The organism is Flavobacteriales bacterium, assembly GCA_016712535.1.
Classification (GTDB): domain Bacteria; phylum Bacteroidota; class Bacteroidia; order Flavobacteriales_F; family PHOS-HE28; genus PHOS-HE28.
In genome coordinates this window covers 525,048-544,469 of sequence record JADJQW010000002.1, presented here as the reverse complement: position 1 = coordinate 544,469, position 19,422 = coordinate 525,048, and the positions used below count along the sequence as shown (strand labels likewise).

Here is a 19,422-nt window from a genome sequence, read left to right as displayed (position 1 = left end):
CGAGACCGTGGTATCCAACACAACCGTTTGGGCGCCCTGCCGCATGGAATCGGCGATCAGCTTCTTGGCGGCCTCCTGCTCGCGCTGATCGGCCTCCACGATCGCCAGGCTGTCGGCTCGGCGCTGGAAGGCCGCCCGCTCCTCCTCGGTCGGCATGGTCCAGAGGGTGTAGCCGAAGAGGATGGCGACGATGAGGATGATCCCGATGATCGAGTTGCGGTCCATGCGGTAGGGAACGGTCTGTGCGAAGGGCGGCGAAGATAGACGGGGCGGTCGGAGGCGGTTCGCCAGTCCTTCAGGCGCCAAGGACACGACCTGCCGGCTCAAAGGCGCATCTCGAAAGCGCCCCCGAACGGAAAGCGGACCTGGGTCCCGTGATCATGGACCGTGGTGTCTCCGCCCACCGGCGGGAGTCCTGGTTGACTACAGCCCCAGCAGGACCTCCCCCGGCTCGCGGTTCCCGAAGACCATCTTATCGGGGTCCTCGATCATCTGCTTCACGGCCATCAGGAAGCTCACGCTCTCCTTGCCGTCGATGATGCGGTGATCATAGCTCAGCGCCAGGTACATGATGGGGCGGATGACGACCTGGCCGTTCACGGCCACGGGGCGCTCCACGATGTTGTGCATGCCCAGGATGGCGCTCTGCGGCGGGTTGAGGATGGGCGTGCTGAGCATGCTGCCGAAGACGCCGCCGTTGGTGATGGTGAAGGTGCCGCCGGTCATCTCATCGATGCTGAGCTTGCCGTCACGTGCCTTCACCGCCAGCGCCTTGATGCCCGCCTCGATCCCAGCAAGGCTCAGCTTCTCCGCGTTGCGCAGCACGGGCACCATCAATCCCTTCGGTGAGCTCACCGCGATGCCGATGTCGGCATAGTCGTGCATCACCAGCTCATCGCCATCGATCTGGCCATTCACCTGCGGGAACAGGCGCAGTGCCTCGGTGACTGCTTTGGTGAAGAAGCTCATGAAGCCCAGGTTCACGCCGTGCGCTTCCTTGAACTTGTCCTTGTACTTGTCACGCAAGGCCATAACGGCGCTCATGTCCACTTCGTTGAAGGTGGTGAGCATGGCGGTCTGGTTCTTCACGGCCACCAAGCGCTCGGCCACCTTCTTGCGCAGGGTGGTCATCTTCTGGCGGTTCTGGTTGCGCGATCCGCCCCATCCGTTCAGCGCGATGGCATCGGCATTCACGCCGCCGGCCACGTAAGCGGCTACATCGCTCTTGGTGATCCGGCCATTGGGTCCGCTGCCTTTCACTTTATCGGCGCTCACGCCCTTCTCATCGAGCATCGCTCGCGCGACCGGTGTGGCGTGCGCTGCGGATCCGGCAGCCGCGGGCACCGCTGCTGGCAAGGCCTTCTTCGCCTCCTTCTCTTCCTTCACCTCCTTCACCGGCAACGCCTTCGGCTCCGGCTTCACGCTCGTATCGATCGTCACCACCACATCGCCCACCTTCACTTCAGCATCCGCGGCAGCGAGGAGCTTCACCTTCCCGGCCTCCTCAGCGATCACTTCCAAAGTGGCCTTGTCGCTGTCGATCTCGCCCAGCACCTGGTCCTTGTTCACCACATCGCCATCCTTCACGTTCCAGCGCGCGATGCGCACTTCGCTGATGCTCTCTCCGGGGCTGGGGACTTTGATCTCGACTAGTGCCATGATGTTTCAGTTGTTGAAGCTTCAAGCCGCAAGGCCCAAGTATCAAGCATCAATTGGTTCGGGCGAATCGGTTTCGGGCCACTTGATGCTTGGGGCTTGAGGCTTGGGCCTTGCGGCTTTTCAGGCTTTGGCCTTTGCTGGCGATCTCTTCTTCGGCTTGGTTGCCGCAGGCTTGGGTGCGACCTGTGCGAACGCCTTCTCGATGATCTCGGCCTGTTGCTTCGCGCTGCGCTTGCTGCTGCCGGTGGCTGGGGCGCCGCTGGCGGGCCTGGCGATCACCTCCCACTTGATTTCGGGGAAGTGCATGGCGATGTGGCTCCAAGCGCCCATGTTCTTCGGCTCCTCTTGCACCCAGAGGCATCGCTCCGCCTTCGCGTACTTCTTGATCACTGCGCGCATCTGGTCGGCAGGCAGCGGATGCAGCTGCTCGATGCGCACGAGCGCGGTACCGGCGATGCCCTTCTCTTCGCGGTGGGCGGAGAGCTCGTAGTGGATCTTGCCCTGCGTGAAGATCACCGTGCGCACCTGCTCGGCATCGGCCGAGTCATCGTCGATCAGCTCCTGGAACGAGCCCTTCGTCAGGACCTCCAGCTTGCTCACGCACTTCGGGTGGCGCAACAGGCTCTTGGGGCTGAAGACCACCAATGGCTTGCGGAACTCCCACTTCAACTGGCGGCGCAGGACATGGAAGAAGTTGGCGGGCGTGGTGCAGTTCACGACCACCATGTTCTCATCCGCGCAGCCCTGAAGGAAGCGCTCCATGCGTGCACTGCTGTGCTCGGCGCCCTGGCCCTCATAACCGTGGGGCAACAGGAGCACCACGCCGTTCTGCGTGCCCCATTTCTCTTCCGCGCAGCAGAGGTACTGATCCAGCACGATCTGCGCGCCGTTCACGAAATCGCCGAACTGCGCCTCCCAAATGGTGAGCGTATCGGGCATGGCCAACGCATAGCCGAACTCGAAGCCGAGGACGGCGTACTCGCTCAGCAGTGAATTGTAGATCTGGAGCAGCGCTTGGCCCTCGCGGATGTGCTTGAGGTGGATGAATTCCTCCTCGCTGTCCTCCACCTTCACCACGGCATGGCGGTGGCTGAAGGTTCCGCGCTCAACATCCTGGCCGGTCATGCGCACCGGGTGGCCTTCCAGGAGCAGCGATCCGTAAGCGAGCAGCTCGCCCATGCTCCAATCGATCACGCCGGCCTCCATCATCTTCTTGCGGTCGCCGAGGATCTTCTCCAGCTTGCTGAAGAACTTCTTGCCTTCGGGGTGCAGCACGCTGAGCTTGTCGCCGATCAGCTGGAGCGTCTCCATCGGCACGCCTGTCTCGGGCGAGCGCAAGAAATCCTTCGCATCGGCGCGCTTGAATCCCTTCCAGCGCTCCTCGAGGAAGTTGGTGATCTTGCCCACGCGCACCTGCTTCGCTTCGTCGAGGCGCGCATTCAGCATGCCGGTGAAGGAGGCCTCCATCTCGGCAGCGAGCTCTTCCGCTTCGTTGACGCCGCTGCTCTTGAGCTTATCGATGTAGATCTTCCGCGGATCGGGGTGCTCCTGGATCTTCTTGTAGAGCAGCGGCTGGGTGAACTTGGGCTCATCGCCCTCGTTGTGGCCGTGCTTGCGGTAGCAGAGGATGTCCACCCAGATATCGGTGCCGTACTTCTGGCGGTAATCCATGGCCAGCTTCATGGTGTAGGCCACGGCCTCGGCATCATCGCCGTTCACGTGGAACACCGGGCATTGGGTCACCTTGGCCACATCGGTGCAATAGGTGCTGGTGCGCGCATCGATGTAGTTGGTGGTGAAGCCCACCTGGTTGTTCACCACGATGTGGATGGTGCCGCCCACCTCGTAGGCCTTGAGGCCCGCCATCTGCACCACTTCATACACCACGCCCTGCCCGGCTACCGCGGCATCGCCATGGATGATGATCGGCGCGGTGATGCCCTTGGCGAAATCGTCGTCGTGCTCGATGATGGCGCGCGAGATGCCTTGCATGATGGGGCCCACCGTCTCCAGGTGGCTGGGGTTCGGCGCCAAGGTCAGGCGCACCTCCTTGCCGGTATTGGTCTTCAGCACGCTGCTGTAGCCCATGTGGTACTTCACGTCGCCCTCCACCAGCTCATCATCATAATCCTTGCCCTCGAACTCGGAGAAGATCTGGTCGTAGCTCTTGCGCAGGGTGTTGGCCAGCACGTTGAGGCGGCCGCGGTGCGCCATGCCGATCACGTACTCGGTGATGCCCAGCTCGGCGCCATGCTCGATCACGGTGTCGAGCGCAGGGATCAAGGCCTCTGCGCCCTCGATGCTGAAGCGCTTCTGGCCGATGAACTTCTTGCCCAGGAATCGCTCGAAGACGACGGCCTCGTTGAGCTTCTCGAGGATCTCCTTCTTCTGCTCGATGGTGAAATCCGGCGTGTTCCGCACGCCCTCCATGCGCTGCTGCAGCCACCGCACCTTCTCCGGGTTGCGGATGAACTTGAACTCGGCGCCCACGCTCTGGCAATAGGTCTGCTTGAGCAGGTCGATGATGTCACGGAGCCTGGCCGGGCCGATGCCCACCTCATTGCCGGCGCTGAACACGGTGTCGAGATCGGCGGAAGACAGCCCGAAGTGCTCGATATCGAGCGTGGGCGAATACGTGCGGCGGTCGCGGACCGGATTGGTCTTGGTGAAGAGGTGTCCCCGCTGCCGATAGGCGTTGATGAGCTCGATGACTCGGAACTCCTTCTCGAAGCGGTCATTGCCGCCGGGAGCAGGGGCTGCTGGAGCCCCTCCTTCGATGCTGCCGCCCTCCAAGGCGCGGGCGAACTCGAATCCTTCGAAGAAGCGCGCCCAGCCGGTCTCGACGCTGGCGGGGTCCTTCAGGTAATTCTGGTAGAGATCGTCGAGCCAGGCGCTATCGACGTTGCTCAGGTAGGAAAGCTTGTCCATGGAGGCGGCGCAAAGGTATTCCTGCGGCTGGGGGTTGAAGGATGTGACGGTCGGTGGTTGTGAACGACCGAATCCACAAATGGAGCCCGATTGCCAAGGCTCAGAATCGGCCCGCGAAGCGCAGGCGGGTCAATACCTTCTGGAGCGCGCGGAGCACGCATTCACCGGCCAATGCGTGGAGCCCTCCGCTTTCCAATGCGCGCTGCAAGTGGCGCTCGGGGATGTCGACGCGGTACATGGCCGTTTGCACCGCATTCCCGCTTCCCCGCTCCAATTCCATGAGTCGCGCAAGCACTCCGGCACGCAATTCCTCAAAGGCCCCCTCCACCGCTCCAGGCTCCGGCAAGTCCGCCTCTGCGAGCGCGAGGTCCTTGCGGAGCTGCTGCACGGTCGATGTGAGCACTTCAGCGCGATCGAGCCAGGGGCGCAGGCCATCCAGCTCGCCTTTCGACAGCGATGTGTTGGCCTCCTCGCTCATGGCCTCAAAGGTCCGTACCGCATGGCACTACTTTCGCCCGGCGAAGAAAAAACCGAACACATGCTCCTCCGCTCATTCCTCGTCACGCTCACCGCCGCTCCGCTCATCGCACTCGCGCAGTACGGCTCCTTCGCCGCTCCGGCCGTGAAGGCCGCGAAGGCGCTTCCGCTGGTGGTGGTGCTCGATGCTGGCGATTCTCCGTACAACCGCGCGTTGATGAACGCGGTGAAGGCGGAATGGAAGTTCAATGCCTCAGTGGACTTCATCACCGTGGCCGATCTCGGCATGCAACCCATCAGCGCCGACAGGACCTACCTGATGAAGACACGGCGCACGGACCCCGTGAAGTTCGAAGGCAGCTTCATGGCGGTGGTGAAAGGATGGAAGCAGAAGAAAGGCGATGCCCTGCAACAGACCGACAATTGCTTCACCGGCATCGGAGCCGAGCAGGAGCTGGCCTCGATCCTCATCGATCCCAAGGCCATTGCCGATGGTAAGGCCGCAGCGATGATCACCATCTACGTGAAGCACTTGCAGGACTACCTCAAGCAGGTGGAGGGCGGCAAGGTCATCGACATGGCCACCGCCGATCGCCTGTATGCGAGCCGCACCCGACTGGTGCGCGAGACGGAACTGCTCTTCAGCAAGGAGCACTTGGACAAGAGCCTGCCGGGCGCCGAGGCCATCAAGGCGGTCTATACCTCACCCTTCCGGATCGGAGATGCGATCGCCGCCATTGAGGCCCAGGACCGCACCAAGACCGTGAGCGATGCGGTGATCACCATCGGCGACCACAAGAACAAGCACTGCTTCAAGCGCGTGTTCAATGCCGGTACCGGCGAGCTGATGTACCTGCGCGACGATGCGGCCATCTTCGGCAAGAAGGAAGGCTTCATCGAGGAGGACCTGAAGGCGCTGGAGCGGGCGCGATAGGCGGTCCACCTTGAGCAGCCTGTGGGCCGAGCGCGCATGCATGGGCCTGGGCTTGGTGGTGTGCCCAGCGTTTCTACATTGTCGATCCTTAAAACCTGGGCATATGCGCATCCTGACACTCTCCCTTCTTCTTTGGGCCTTGCCTGCCCTGGCCGAGCACCTGCCCGGCGGCAACATTTCCGTGCGCTGCGTGAGCGGCAACCAGCACGAGGTCACCCTGAAGCTCTGGCGCGAATGCACCGGGGTGCCGATGATCTCACAGTCCATCAACTTCGTGAGCTCATGCGGAGTGACATTCACGCTCGATGATATCCCGCTGATCTCCATGGCCAATGTCTCACCGATCTGCGAAGGACAAGCCGACCAGACCACTTGCGATGGCGGGAACCTGATCGGCATTGAAGAGTACACGTACCGCACCAACGTCTTCCTCAGTCCGTGCGATTTCTGGCGCATCTACTGGAGCACCTGCTGCCGATTCCCTGCGCTGAACCTGCAAGGGTCGCAGGGCATCTACATCGAAGCCTTGGTGAACAACGAAGGCGGCACCTGCATCGAGTACCCGAGCTTCAGCGACAACACGCCACCGCTTGTTTGCGTGAATCAGCCGGTGAGCTACGACCCCGGCGTGATCTTCACCCAAGGACAGCAACTGCGCTTCCGCCTGATCGAGGCGCGCCGCCTGCTCAACGCTGACCCCTTGAACCTCGACATCCAATCCGTGGGCTACCAATCGCCTTTCACGGGGCCCGAGCCTTACACCGGTCTTGCGATCGATAGCCTCACCGGCCAGATCACCTTCACGGCGCTGGGGCAGGGCTACATCGTATGCGTGATCGCCATCGAGGTGCGCGATGCGAACGGCGTTTGGCGGGGCACCATCATGCGCGACTTCCCCTTCATCGCGCAGGTGTGCGATAACATCGTGCCCGATACGGCCAGCGGCGTGGCTACGGATATCACCGGCGCCATCTCCGCCACGGAACCGTACGCGATCATCGCGTGCGGCGCCGGTTGCTTCACCGCAGCCATCACGGATGCCGATGCCGGGCAGACGGTGAGCTTGGAAAGCAACTTCGCCATCCCGGGCGGGAGCATCGAGCTGACACCGGGCAATCCTGCGTCGGCCGCTGTTTGCCTGGATGGTTCCGCACCGGCGGGCAACTACCTCTTCACCATCACCGCGACTGATGATGCGTGCCCGGTGATCGGCACCCAGGTGTACACATACAGCATCGACGTGCTCGCGAACGCGGGCGCGGGGGCTGATGCCACGGTTCCGCTCTGCCCCGGCGAAGTGATTGACCTCGACGACTACGTGACAGGCGAGGATGGCGGAACCTGGAGCGATGGTCCGATCGTGAGCGCGGTAGGCGCCTATACCTACACTGTTCAAAGCGCATGCGGGGAGGACAGCGCGGTGATCGATGTGGTCCCCGGCACAGCGCCGGATGCTGGCACCGACGCTGTCATTGGAATATGCGTCAACAGCTCCGTGGATCTTTCCGACTACGTGAACGGCGCCGATGGAGGCGTGTGGAGCGATGGGCCGGAAGTGAGCCTTCCCGGGGACTATACCTACACCGTGAGCAACGGCTGTGGCAGCGATGCGGCGGTCTTCTCGGTGAACCTGATTCCTGCCCCGAATGCCGGCGAATCCAACTCCATCCTTGCGTGCCCCCAACAGGATGCCTTCAACCTGCTCGATTCGCTATTGGGAACGCCTGATCCTGATGGATCCTGGTTCTTCGAGGAGCAACCCGCCAGCGGCACGTTCGACCCCACCATGAGCTCCGAAGGGGACTACTGCTACATCGTGTTCCACCCTCAGTGCGGTTCGGATACGGCCTGCGTGCGAGTGAATTTCGTGGATCCGGGCGACCCCTATTGCCTGACACTCGGCGTGGCAGAAACAGCAACTAACTTGACTTTGCACCCGAACCCGAGCCATGGCACGCTCATCATTGGTGCCGAGCTGCCGTCGCGCGCTGAGGCGATCGACCCCTCGGGGCGCTTGGCTTGGAGCACTCAGCTCAGGAGCGGTGTCAACACCATTGACCTTCCTGCCTCGCTGGTCAATGGCAGCTATGCCCTGCGCATCACGCGGCCGGATGGCTCCATGACCGTGGCCCGCTTCGAGCTCATCCGCTGATCAGATCCAACGAAATGTCAACGGGCGCCGATCCTTCGGCGCCCGTTGTTGTTTAGCGTCCATGTCCATCGTGCTCATCACCGGCGGAAGCGGCATGATCGGGCGGAAGCTCACTCAAGCACTGCTCGCCCAAGGCCACGAGGTGCGCTGGCTCAGCAGACGCGCTGGAACCCACGGCAGTGTCCGCGCTTTCGCGTGGGACGTGAAGCAGGGCCGCATCGATCCGGATGCGCTGCATGGGGCCGATCGCATCGTTCATCTGGCAGGGTCGGGCATCGCCGACAAGCGCTGGACGAAGGCGCGCGTGGCGGAGCTGATCGCGAGCCGCGCCGCTTCCGCCCGGCTCCTGTTGCGTGCTGTCCAAGAGAACGGATGCGCGCCCGAGTGCTTCGTGAGCGCATCGGGCTCAGGGTACTATGGCGCGGTGACGCGCGATGATCCGTTCAGCGAGAGTGATCCGCCGGGCACCGATACCATCGCGCGCATCACTGTGGAATGGGAGCGCGCCGTGGACGAATGGGGCGCGCTCTGCCGCGTGGTGAAGCTGCGCACGCCCGTGGTGCTGGCCCGCGATGGCGGCGCATGGCCGAAGCTCGCCGCTCCTGCGCGCTGGGGGCTGGCCGCCGCGCTGGGCAGCGGCAGGCAATGGATGCCGTGGATCCACATCGATGACCTGGTGCGCGCTTACCTCCACGCCTTGGATGAAAGGCCTATGCACGGCGCGTACAACGTGCTGGGCGGCAATGCCACGAATGCGGACTTCATGCGCAGCGTTGCGCGTGCGGTGGGCAGGCCTTTCTGGCTCCCGCCGGTTCCGGGCTTCCTGCTGAAGGCGGCCTTCGGTGAAATGGCCGGACTGCTGCTCGAGGGATCGCCGATGCGCGCTGAGCGGGCGAAAGTGGCAGGCGTGGCCTCCAGGATCACGTTGCTCGATGATGCCCTGCGCGACCTGGCGTGATGGCCTAGCTCTTCCTCCCCATCAAGCCCATGGCGAGCTTGCGCAAGGGCGCCTTGCGTCCTTCGGCCACGTCCAAGCTGTCGAGCGCATCCATGGCCACCTGTTCCGTTGCGCGGATCAGGGCATCGGATTCCTCGCGCACTCCGAGGGTGATGAGCGCTTCCACCATGGCGCCTACATCGCGTGCGATGCTCAGTTGGCCGACAGCGGTGGTGAGCGCGCCGCCGCCATGCGCACGCTCCAGCTCGAGCCCGCGGATCAGCAGCCAGGTCTTTTTGCCTGCGCGCAGATCCCCCCCCCGCTGCTTGCCGGTCACGCCGGGATCACCGAATGCATCGATGTGATCATCGCGGAGCTGGAAGGCCAATCCGAGCTGCTCGCCGAAGCGGCCGATCATGCGCTGCTGCTGCTCGCTGGCGCCCGCTTTGATGGCGCCGATCTCCAACGCGCCTGCCAGCAGCACGGCAGTCTTGCGACGGATCATGCCCATGTATTGATCAGCGGTCACTGCGCTGGCCTGCTCATACGCCATGTCGAGCTCCTGGCCTTCGCACACTTGCAGCGCGCAGGAATTGAATGCAGCCAGCGCGCGCGCGTCGGCGCCCATGCACTGGTAGGCTTTCACCAGCATGGCATCGCCGCTGAGGATGGCCATGTTGGCGCCCCAGCGCACATGCACGGTGGGCTGCCCGCGCCGGATGGGCGATGCATCCATGATGTCATCGTGCATCAGCGTGAAGTTGTGGAAGAGCTCGACTCCGAGAGCGGCATCGAGGGCGGCATCGGGATCGCCGCCGAAGAGCTCACAGGCCAGGAGCGTGGCCACTGGGCGGACGCGCTTCGCTGGGAGGTGCAGCAGGTAATCCATGGGCGCATAGAGGTCGCCCTTCGGCAAGGCGCCGCACCATTGCGCGATGCGCGCCTCCACGGCCGCCTGATGCTCTTCCAAGGTCCGCATGCTCAGCGCTTAAGCAACGAGAGCAGGTACTGCCCGTAGCCGCTCTTCGTGAGCGGACGCGCGAGCTCCTCCAATCGTTCGTCGGTGATCCATCCTTTCTTCCAGGCCACCTCTTCGATGCAGCCGATGCGCAAGCCCTGCCGCTCCTCGATCACCTGCACGAACTGCCCGGCCTGCATCAGCGAGGCGAAGGTCCCCGTGTCGAGCCAGGCCGTGCCGCGATCGAGCAGCTCCACGCGCAGCTTGCCGCGCCGCAGGTACTCCTTGTTCACGTCGGTGATCTCGTACTCGCCCCGCGCGCTTGGCTTCAGGTCCCGGGCGATATCGAGCACGCTGTTGTCATAGAAATAGAGGCCGGGCACGGCATAGTTGCTCTTCGGCTTCGCCGGCTTCTCTTCGATGCTGAGCACCTTGCCATCGGCATCGAAGTCCACCACGCCATAGCGCTCTGGGTCGCTCACATGGTAGGCGAACACCAATCCGCCATCGGGCGTGGTGTGGCGGCTGAGCATTCGCCCCAAGCCGCCGCCATAGAAGATGTTATCGCCGAGGATGAGCGCTACGGGATCGCTTCCCACGTGCTCGCGCCCGATCACGAAGGCCTGCGCCAATCCGTTCGGGACGGGCTGCTCGGCATAGGTGAATACGCATCCCATAGCGGAGCCATCGCCCAGGAGCTTGCGGAAGTGGGGCAGGTCGTGCGGCGTGCTGATCAACAGGATCTCGCGTATCCCAGCGGCCATGAGCGTGCTCAGGGGATAGTAGATCATGGGCTTATCGTACACGGGCATGAGCTGCTTGCTCACGGCCAGGGTGAGCGGATGCAGGCGGGTGCCGGATCCACCGGCGAGGATGATTCCTTTCATGTCAAGTCCTGTTCTCGGTATTCGTTCGGGTGCCTTCGCCTTCGATCTGAAGCTCCTCGATGTTGATGTCCGGGTCCTCGTCGAGGATGTCCAGCAAGGGTTCACGGAAGCTCTTGGCCGTCACGCTGCGCTCGAAACTGAGCAGGAGCGATGGCAGGATGATCAGGTTGGTGAACATGGCCACCAGCAGGGTGAAGGAGATGAGCAGGCCCAACGCTTGCGTGCCCCCGAATTCGGAGAAGCTGAAGAGCGAGAAGCCGCTGAAGAGCACGATGCTGGTGTACATCATGCTCACACCGGCCTCGTGCAGCGCCGAGAGCACGGCTTGCCGGATCGTGCCGGAGGCGTGCTTGATCTCCATGCGGTAGCGGGACAGGTAATGGATGGCATCATCCACGGCGATGCCGAAGGCCACGCTGAATACGAGGATCGTGCTGGGCTTGATCGGAATGCCCAGGTAGCCCATGAGGCCGGCGGTGGCGACCAACGGCACCAGGTTGGGAACGAGCGAGATGAGCACCATGCGCACGGAACCGAGCAATAGGGCCATCAGGCCAGCGATCAGCACCACGGCCATCACCAGCGAAACCGCCAGGTTCTTCACCATGTACTTGCTGCCCTCAAGGAACACGACGCTCGTACCGGTGATCACCGCATCGAACTTATCCGGAGGGAATAGCGAATCGACCTGCACGCGCATGCGCGCCAGCAGGGGATCCATGCGCAAGGTCCCGATGTCGGCCACCTGCACGGTGACGCGTGTCGATCGGCGGTCGGCATCGATGAAGCCGCGCGCCACGCCATCCTGCCCTGAGGCCGGCTCGAGGTAGGGCAGGATGAAGGTCTTCTCCGTTCCGGCCAGGAGCGCATATCGCTCGGGATCCCCGCCGTAGAACGATTGCTTGATGAACTTGACCGCATCAGCGACGGAGAGCGAGCGAGAGAGTTCCGGATAGGTGGCGAGTGAATCCTGCAGGCGCGCCAGGCGCTTTAGGTTCGACTCCTTCAGCACCTGCCCTTTCTTGCGCGTATCCACCATCACCTCCAAAGGCATCACGCCACCGAAGCGCTGTTCCAGGAAACGCAGGTCCTCCATGATGGCATGATCCTGCGGCAGGTCGTCCACCACGCGCGTATCGCTGCGCAGCCTTGAGACTCCCACGAGGCCCACCACCACCACCATGACCGTGACCGCATAAACCAATGGACGATGATGCAGCACGATGCGCTCGAGCCCGGAGGTCGCTTTATCCACCCAGCGGCGGTCGAGATGGGCCAGGTGGCGCTCCTTCGGTTCGCCTTGCAGGCTGAAGAGGATGGGCACGAGCAGCAGGCTCAGCGCGAAGACGGCCATGATGTTCAGAGAGGCCACGAGTCCGAATTGGCGCAGCGTATCACTGTAGGTGATCACGAAAGACCCGAACCCGACCGCCGTTGTGGCGTTGGTCATGAAGGAGGCCCGGCCCACGCGGTACACCACCCGGCCCAGCGCCTTCACCCTGTTCCGGTGCGCCGCGTACTCCTGGTGGTACTTGTTGATGAGGAATATGCAATTGGGGATTCCGATCACCACGATCAGCGGCGGCATGATGGCCATCACGAGCGTGATCGGATAGCCCAGCAAGCCGATGGTGCCCAACGCCCAGACCACGGCCACCGCAACCACGGTGAGGCAGGTGAGCATGACGCGCCAGCTCCGGAAGAAGAGCAACAGCAGCACCGCCACCACCAGCAGCATGAGGCCGGTGAAGAGTCGCAGCTCCGACTTGGTGAGGCCGGTGACCACCGTGCGGATGTACGGCAGCCCGCTGCGGCGCACCTTGAAGCCGGTCGCCTCGAACTCGCGCACGCGTGCATCAATCAACTCCACCATGTCACCTCGCTGCTCGCTGTTGAAGCGCTCGGGGTTCACGAACACCATCATGAGGCTGGCACCCGTGCTGTCGTTGTAAAGCAGGTCGCGGTAGAACGGCAATGTGCGCACCAGCGCGCGGATGCTGTCGGCCTCCGCCTGCGTGCGGGGCGGCTCCGGGACCATTGAGCGCAGGCGGAAGCGCTTGAGGCTATCGTCGCGCAGCAAGTTGAAGAGATGAGCCTCAGAGAATACCGAATCGACGCCGGGCTGCTCCTTAAGGTCGGTTCCCAATTGCCACCAAGCGCGGTAGTTCCCCACCTGGGCCAGGCGTTCGTCCTCCACCGCCAGCACGATCACATTGCCATCCTCGCTGAAGCGGCTCAGCAGGCGCTCGTACTGCACGTAAGCGCTATCGTCCTTGGGGAGCAGGCCACCGTAACGGTAGCTCATGCGCACGCGGCTCATGCCCCAGCCCATGAATAGCGTCATCATGCCCAGTACCACCAGGATGCCGTTGCGGTTGCGGAGGATGCGGCTGCTGAGCCAGGCCCACATGGATGATCGCGCGCCAGCCATTTCCGGCGCCGGGCAAAGGAACGCTTTCCGGCCTAGGCCATCGATCTACCTTGCTCGCATGATCGCGCGGGCGAAGGATGCGCTGGAATGGGGCCGCTATGCGACGCCTCGGCGCTTGCGCAATGCCGCCGCGCTTTGGGCCAGCTTCCAACGCGCCAAGCGAACGAGAGAGCCCCGCATCGGCGCCCTGCCCTTCAGCATCAGCTTCGAGCCCACCACGGCCTGCAACCTGCGCTGCCCCGAATGCCCCAGCGGCCTCCGCAGCTTCACCCGGCCCACGGGCAATCTGAAGCAGGACCTCTTCACGCGCGTCATCGACGAGCTCGCACCGGACATCTGGGCCCTCACCTTCTACTTCCAAGGGGAGCCGTACATCAATCCCGGCTTCCTGGACATGGTGCGCTACGCTCATGAGAAGGGACTCTACACCGCCACCAGCACCAACGCGCACTTCCTCGACGATGCGAAAGCCGAGGCCACCGTGCGCAGCGGACTGTCGCGGCTCATCATCTCGCTCGATGGCACCACGCAAGAGACCTATGCGCAATACCGGCGCGAAGGCGAGCTCTCGAAGGTGATCGAAGGCACGAAGCGCATCGTCGAGTGGAAGCGCAGGCTGAAGAGCCGAACGCCGCATGTGGTCTTCCAGTTCCTGGTGGTGAAGCCCAATGAGCACCAGATCCCCGAGGCGCGCAAGATGGCCCGCGAACTGGGCGTGGATGAGCTCTGGCTGAAGACGGCGCAGATCTACGATCCGAAGGACGATCACCCGCTGATCCCCTCGCAGGACGAATACGCGCGCTATCGGCGCAGCGACTCAGGCGTGTGGGAGGTGAAGAACAAGCTCGAGGACAACTGCTGGAAGATGTGGCACAGCTGCGTGATCACTTGGGACGGCCGTGTGGTGCCCTGCTGCTTCGACAAGGATGCGCACCATGTTCTCGGTGACCTGCGCACGCAGGGCTTCCGCGAGTTGTGGCACAGCGATGCCTACAACGATTTCCGGCGCTCACTGCTGCAATCGCGCAGCAGCATCGAGATGTGCAGGAATTGCAGTGAGGGGAGCCCGGTGTGGGCTTAGACCTTCATGATGTCCTTCTCCTTAGCGGCCAGCAACTCATCCGCTTTCTTGTTGTAGGTACCCGTTAGCTTCTCCACCTGGCCCTCCAGGTCCTTGGCGTTGTCCTCCGGCAGGCCTTCCTTCTTGGCGGCCTTGATGGCCTCCATGGCCTTCTGACGGCTGCTGCGGATGCCCACCTTGGCGTGCTCCATCTCCGCATGCGCGCTCTTCACCAGCGCCTTGCGCCGCTCCTCAGTGAGCATGGGCACATGGATGATCACGCTCTCGCCGTTGTTGCTGGGATTGAAGCCGAGGTTGGCGCCGATGATGGCCTTCTCGATGGGGTCGATCATCTTCTTCTCCCACGGTTTCACGAACAAGGTGCGCGCATCGCCGGTGTTCACCGATGCCACTTGCGAGAGCGGCACCATCTGGCCGTAATAATCAACGCGCACGGTCTCGAGCATGCCCGGGTTGGCGGCGCCTGCGCGGATCTTGGTGAGTTCGAGCTCAAGGTGGTCAACGGCCTTGCGCATGTGGTCCTCGCAAGTGTTCAGGGTGGCGGCGCTGTTGATCATGGTGCAATGGATTGGCCCTTGAGGGGCCGCAAAAATAGCGGCGCGCTCCGGGCGCGGAAATGCTTCAGAACTCCACCAGCGTGCCCACGCGCTCGCCAGCGATCAGTCGGCCGAGATTGCCGGGCTTGTTCATGTCGAAGACGATGATCGGCAGCTTGTTCTCCTTGCAGAGCGTGAAGGCCGTCATGTCCATCACATTGAGGCCCTTGGCATAGACCTCAGCGAATGAGATGCTCTCGTACTTGGTTGCGGTCTTGTCCTTCTCGGGGTCGGCGGTGTAGATGCCGTCCACGCGCGTGCCTTTCAGGATCACGTCGGCCTCGATCTCGATGGCGCGCAGGCTCGCAGCCGTATCCGTGGTGAAGTAGGGGTTGCCCGTGCCGGCGCCGAAGATGACCACCCGGCCCTTCTCCAGATGGCGCACGGCCCGGCGGCGGATGAAGGGTTCGGCGATCTGCTCCATCTTGATGGCGGTCATCAAGCGGGTCTTGTGGCCTTTGGCCTCGAGTGCGCTCTGCAAGGCCAGGCTGTTGATCACGGTGGCGAGCATGCCCATGTGATCGCCTTGTACACGGTCAATGCTGCCTTCGGCTTGCATGCCGCGATAGATGTTGCCCCCGCCGATGACCACGGCCACCTCGACGCCCTGCTTGGCGATGCCGATGATCTCATCGGCGTATTGGCCGATGCGCTGCGGGTCGATGCCGTAGTCCAGATCGCCCATGAGGCTCTCGCCGGAGAGCTTCAGGAGGATTCGCTTGTAGGGGGTGGCCATGATGAGCGGGCCAAAGAAAAGAAAAGAGGGAGGCGCGGGCCTCCCTCTTCGATCAGTTGTTGCAATGGCTCAGATCGTGAGCGAGTGCCGCTTGAAGCCGGTGACCGAGAGGTCCTTATCGGCGCTCTTCACGTACTGCTCCACGTTGAGCTTGTTGTCCTTGATGAACTCTTGCGCGAGCAGGGTGCTCTCCTTGAAGAACTTGTTCAGTCGGCCAAGGGCGATCTTCTCAGCCATGTCAGCAGGCTTGCCTTCCTGGATCGCGAGGTCCTTGCCGATCTCGATCTCCTTGTCGATCACGCTCTGCGGGGTGCTGGCCTTATCGAGGGCGATGGGCGCCATGGCGGCCACCTGCATGGCCACATCCTTGGCCACGCCATCGAAGCCTGCCTTGCTCAGGCCCACGAGGCTCGCCACCTTGTTGCCGGGGTGGTTGTACGCGAACACGAAGCCCGCGCTGAGCGCATGACAAGCGCTCACATCGATCTTCTCGCCGATCACGCCGGTCTGCTCAATGAGCTTCTCAGCGATGGAAAGGCCGTTGCTGTCATAAGCAGCGGCCTTCAGCGCATCGATGCTGTCGAGGCCCTTCTCCAAGGCGATGTCGGCGATGCGCCCGGCCATGGCGGCGAAGTCGGCGTTCTTGGCCACGAAGTCGGTCTCGCAATTGGTGCAGACCAGCACGCCACGGGTGCCGTCGGCGCTGGTCTTCGCGATCACGAGGCCCTCGGAGGCATCGCGATCAGCGCGCTTGGCGGCCACTTTCTGGCCCTTCTTGCGCAGGATGTCAATGGCCGCATCGAAGTCGCCATTGGCCTCGGTGAGGGCCTGCTTGCAATCCATCATGCCGGCGCCGGTGATCTGGCGCAGCTTGTTCACGTCGGTGGCGGTGATAGCCATGGTGCTCATTTTGGAGGAATTGGTCGGAACGGGAGAATCCCGCCCGTGCGGTTCAAGATGCCTCAGGCGGTTGCGTCGGTGCCGGATTCTGCGGCAGGAGCCACTTCTTCAGCAGCGGCTACCGGAGCGCCATCCGTGCCCTCAACGGCGTCGGACGCCTCTCCTTCCTCTTCGGCGCCTTCGTCCACTGCGGTCTTATCGTTCTTGCGCTCCTCAAGGCCTTCGTTAATGGCCTGGATCATCACGTCGGTGATGAGCTCGATGCTCTTGGTGGCATCATCGTTGGCCGGGATCGGGAAATCCACCAGCGTAGGGTCGCTGTTGGTGTCCACGATGGCGAAGGTGGGGATGCTCAGCTTGCGGGCCTCGGCCACAGCGATGTGCTCCTTCACGATGTCGACGATGAAAAGGGCGCTGGGCAGGCGGGTGAGGTCAACCACCGAGCCAAGGTTCTTCTCCATCTTCTCGCGCTGGCGCATCACCTGCAGGCGCTCGCGCTTGCTCATGTTCTCGAAGGTGCCATCGGTCTTCATGCGGTCGATGGTGGCCATCTTCTTGATGGTGCGCCGGATGGTGGCGAAGTTGGTGAGCATGCCACCGCTCCAACGCTCCGTGACGAAGGGCATGCCCGTGGGCTTCACCTTGTTCGCGACAATGTCCTTCGCCTGCTTCTTGGTGGCGACGAACAGGATCTTCTTGCCGCCGCGAGCGATGCTCTTCATCGCGTTCGCCGCTTCTTCAAGCTTCGCCGAAGTCTTGTTCAGGTCGATGATGTGGATGCCCTTCTTCTCCCCGAAGATATAGGGGGCCATGTTCGGGTTCCACTTCCGGCGCAGATGCCCGAAATGCGCGCCGGCCTCCAGCAGGCGCTCGAATTCTACTCGTGCCATGTCCTCGTCGTTCTGTTTGGGTTCACTTTCCTTTTTCCCGTTGTGCAGGCATTCAAGGGGTAGCCGGGGTCAACCGAGTCCTCTTGAATTGGATGCTGAACCCGCCTTCGCCAAGGCTACGGCGGGCCACCAAGCGCAGGGACCTTAACGCTTGCTGAATTGGAAGCGCTTGCGCGCCTTCTTGCGACCGAACTTCTTGCGCTCCACCTCGCGGGGGTCGCGCGTCATGAGGTCGAGCGCCTTGAGCTTGGGCTTGTGCTCGGCATCGATCTTCACCAATGCACGGGCGATGCCCAGGCGCAGGGCCTCCACCTGGCCGGTGATGCCGCCCCCGTCGATGGTGGCGGTCACATCGTACTTGCCCACCGTCTCGGTGAGGGCGAAGGGCTGCTGCACTTTGTACTGCTGCAGCAGGATGGGGAAATACTGCTTGCTGTCGCGGCCATTCACCGTGATGGTGCCCTTGCCTTCGGCGAGGATCACGCGGGCGATGCTGGTCTTGCGGCGACCGAGGCTGTTGGTGGTTGCCATCTTACTTGATCGTGTTCAGGTCGAAGGTGCGGGGCTTCTGGGCGTCGTGCTTGTGAGCGGTGCCCACCACGACATGCAGGTTGCTGAATAGGCGGCGGCCCAAGCGGTTCTTGGGGAGCATGCCGCGCACGGCATTCTCAAGCAGGGCCTCTGGCTTGCGGACCTTCAGGTCCTTGGCCTTCTCAATGGTCTGGCCACCGGGATAGAGGCTGTAGCGCTGGTATTCCTTATCGGCCATCTTGGTTCCGGTCAGGCGCACCTTATCGGCGTTGATCACGATCACCTGGTCGCCGCAGTTCACATGCGGTGTGAAAGTGGTCTTGTGCTTGCCCCGGACCAGCATGGCCACTTTGCTGGCCAAGCGTCCAAGTACTTCGTTCTCAGCGTCTACCAGCAGCCATTCTTGCTGCACGGTGGCCTCGTTGGCCATGCTGGTGGTGTGGGTCGTGGATGCCACGTGAGTGCGGATTGAAAGGGTACTTCCCCGAAAACGGGCTGCGAATATAGCGGCTTGGCGGATATGCAAGCACAATCGATACCCATGGCGGTGACCCAGCCTGCGGCGAAACGCAACGGCCACCCATTGAGGGTGGCCGTTGCGCTCAAAAGCTTCCGACCGGTCAGAGCACCAAAGTGACCCCGGCGTTCAGATAGGCGATGCCATAGCCCAACTCTCCATAAACGCCGAACTTCTCCGTGAAGAGATAACGGCAGCCGGCGAAGACACCGCTCCTCAGGTAACTTGAGGTAGCGGAATATCCATCATCCCAGGTAGTCGTCACTCCGTTAAGGGTCCTGGTCGACTTGTTACGATAGGTCCCGATGTTATAACCGGCGAATACACCTGCATACAGATCAAGCTTGTCGTTGCCATGCCAGTCATTCCAATGCCAAGTGCCTCGGGCGCCAACCAAGGTGTTCGACCAGCGCCGGTCGTAGTTATACGTGTACCCGAAGGAGCTGTAGTTGTACTCGTACTTCACCGTTTGATTGGCGATCATGCCCCCAATGGCGAGCACGCCGGGGCCGAGCTGGGTGATCCCGCGGTCGTAGGAAAGCACAAAAGCCGGTGAGACCCTGTAGTTGCCGACACCCGTGATGTAGGAGTACCTGCCGCCACCGAGGCCAAGGCCCAGGTTGATTCCATTGCTTCCTACATCGAAGGATTGCGCAGATGCAACAGCACCGGAGAGGAGGAGCGCGGCCGTGGCGCAGAACGAGAAGTTTGAAGAGCGCATATTCAAGGGTTTTGCATTTCGTTAACGAAGACCGCGCCAAAGTTCGAAGACCGGCGGATCGGGTCCTGCACTGCGCTCTTCATCGAA

At 62.5% G+C, this 19,422-nt stretch carries 17 protein-coding genes; 4 read left to right on the top strand and 13 right to left on the bottom strand.

Features of this window, described 5'->3' with window-relative positions; genetic code table 11:
• Nucleotides 1-423: 423 nt before the first annotated feature.
• From odhB to IPK70_02240, 3 genes are all read right to left on the bottom strand, one after another.
• Nucleotides 424-1,659 carry a 2-oxoglutarate dehydrogenase complex dihydrolipoyllysine-residue succinyltransferase gene (gene odhB / locus IPK70_02250; protein MBK8225981.1) on the bottom strand — a complete coding sequence of 412 codons (1,236 nt, stop codon included), beginning with the start codon at nucleotides 1,657-1,659 and terminating at the stop codon, nucleotides 424-426.
• Nucleotides 1,660-1,779: 120 nt separating this feature from the next.
• Nucleotides 1,780-4,587 carry a 2-oxoglutarate dehydrogenase E1 component gene (locus IPK70_02245; GenBank protein MBK8225980.1) on the bottom strand — a complete coding sequence of 936 codons (2,808 nt, stop codon included), beginning with the start codon at nucleotides 4,585-4,587 and terminating at the stop codon, nucleotides 1,780-1,782.
• Nucleotides 4,588-4,687: 100 nt separating this feature from the next.
• Nucleotides 4,688-5,065, bottom strand: a complete 378-nt coding sequence (locus tag IPK70_02240; GenBank protein ID MBK8225979.1) for a hypothetical protein — start codon at nucleotides 5,063-5,065, stop codon at nucleotides 4,688-4,690.
• Nucleotides 5,066-5,125: 60 nt separating this feature from the next.
• On the opposite strand from IPK70_02240, the gene IPK70_02235 reads away from it, so the two are divergent.
• The 3 genes from IPK70_02235 to IPK70_02225 all read left to right on the top strand — a co-directional run bounded on the left by IPK70_02235 (nucleotide 5,126) and on the right by IPK70_02225 (nucleotide 9,108).
• Entirely contained in the window at nucleotides 5,126-5,998 is an 873-nt protein-coding gene (locus tag IPK70_02235) for a hypothetical protein (protein MBK8225978.1), read from the top strand.
• A gap of 103 nt (nucleotides 5,999-6,101) precedes the next feature.
• Nucleotides 6,102-8,150, top strand: a complete 2,049-nt coding sequence (locus tag IPK70_02230) for a hypothetical protein (protein ID MBK8225977.1) — start codon at nucleotides 6,102-6,104, stop codon at nucleotides 8,148-8,150.
• 61 nt (nucleotides 8,151-8,211) lie between these two features.
• Entirely contained in the window at nucleotides 8,212-9,108 is an 897-nt protein-coding gene (locus IPK70_02225; GenBank protein ID MBK8225976.1) for a TIGR01777 family protein, read from the top strand.
• A 4-nt stretch (nucleotides 9,109-9,112) separates the two neighbouring features.
• Here the strand turns inward: IPK70_02225 and IPK70_02220 are convergent, their stop codons facing one another.
• Genes IPK70_02220 through IPK70_02210 form a run of 3 tightly spaced genes read right to left on the bottom strand, consistent with a single transcriptional unit; the run spans nucleotide 9,113 to nucleotide 13,342 of the window.
• On the bottom strand, nucleotides 9,113-10,066 hold the full coding sequence (locus IPK70_02220) for a polyprenyl synthetase family protein (protein MBK8225975.1): 954 nt from the start codon (nucleotides 10,064-10,066) through the stop codon (nucleotides 9,113-9,115).
• A 2-nt stretch (nucleotides 10,067-10,068) separates the two neighbouring features.
• Nucleotides 10,069-10,932 (bottom strand): glucose-1-phosphate thymidylyltransferase RfbA, encoded by an 864-nt coding sequence (gene rfbA, locus IPK70_02215; protein ID MBK8225974.1) that lies wholly within the window; start codon nucleotides 10,930-10,932, stop codon nucleotides 10,069-10,071.
• Between the two features lies 1 nt (nucleotide 10,933).
• Nucleotides 10,934-13,342 carry an MMPL family transporter gene (locus IPK70_02210; GenBank protein MBK8225973.1) on the bottom strand — a complete coding sequence of 803 codons (2,409 nt, stop codon included), beginning with the start codon at nucleotides 13,340-13,342 and terminating at the stop codon, nucleotides 10,934-10,936.
• Nucleotides 13,343-13,421: 79 nt separating this feature from the next.
• Here IPK70_02210 and IPK70_02205 point away from each other — a divergent pair, with 79 nt between their 5' ends.
• Nucleotides 13,422-14,444, top strand: a complete 1,023-nt coding sequence (locus IPK70_02205; GenBank protein MBK8225972.1) for an SPASM domain-containing protein — start codon at nucleotides 13,422-13,424, stop codon at nucleotides 14,442-14,444.
• Here the strand turns inward: IPK70_02205 and frr are convergent.
• The 7 genes from frr to IPK70_02170 all read right to left on the bottom strand — a co-directional run bounded on the left by frr (nucleotide 14,441) and on the right by IPK70_02170 (nucleotide 19,335).
• Nucleotides 14,441-15,001 carry a ribosome recycling factor gene (gene frr, locus IPK70_02200; protein ID MBK8225971.1) on the bottom strand — a complete coding sequence of 187 codons (561 nt, stop codon included), beginning with the start codon at nucleotides 14,999-15,001 and terminating at the stop codon, nucleotides 14,441-14,443. The two genes, IPK70_02205 and frr, sit on opposite strands and share 4 nt — an antisense overlap.
• A gap of 64 nt (nucleotides 15,002-15,065) precedes the next feature.
• Complete coding sequence (locus IPK70_02195; GenBank protein MBK8225970.1) at nucleotides 15,066-15,776, bottom strand: UMP kinase; 711 nt, start codon at nucleotides 15,774-15,776, stop codon at nucleotides 15,066-15,068.
• 69 nt (nucleotides 15,777-15,845) lie between these two features.
• The gene (locus IPK70_02190; GenBank protein ID MBK8225969.1) at nucleotides 15,846-16,676 is read right to left on the bottom strand and encodes an elongation factor Ts; all 831 of its coding nucleotides are present in this window, start codon (nucleotides 16,674-16,676) and stop codon (nucleotides 15,846-15,848) included.
• Nucleotides 16,677-16,738: 62 nt separating this feature from the next.
• Entirely contained in the window at nucleotides 16,739-17,566 is an 828-nt protein-coding gene (gene rpsB / locus IPK70_02185; protein MBK8225968.1) for a 30S ribosomal protein S2, read from the bottom strand.
• A 144-nt stretch (nucleotides 17,567-17,710) separates the two neighbouring features.
• Complete coding sequence (gene rpsI, locus IPK70_02180) at nucleotides 17,711-18,097, bottom strand: 30S ribosomal protein S9 (protein ID MBK8225967.1); 387 nt, start codon at nucleotides 18,095-18,097, stop codon at nucleotides 17,711-17,713.
• A gap of 1 nt (nucleotide 18,098) precedes the next feature.
• Nucleotides 18,099-18,527: a 50S ribosomal protein L13 gene (gene rplM / locus IPK70_02175; GenBank protein MBK8225966.1), complete on the bottom strand. Its 429-nt coding sequence runs from the start codon at nucleotides 18,525-18,527 to the stop codon at nucleotides 18,099-18,101.
• Nucleotides 18,528-18,717: 190 nt separating this feature from the next.
• Nucleotides 18,718-19,335, bottom strand: a complete 618-nt coding sequence (locus IPK70_02170) for a hypothetical protein (protein MBK8225965.1) — start codon at nucleotides 19,333-19,335, stop codon at nucleotides 18,718-18,720.
• Nucleotides 19,336-19,422 lie beyond the last annotated feature (87 nt).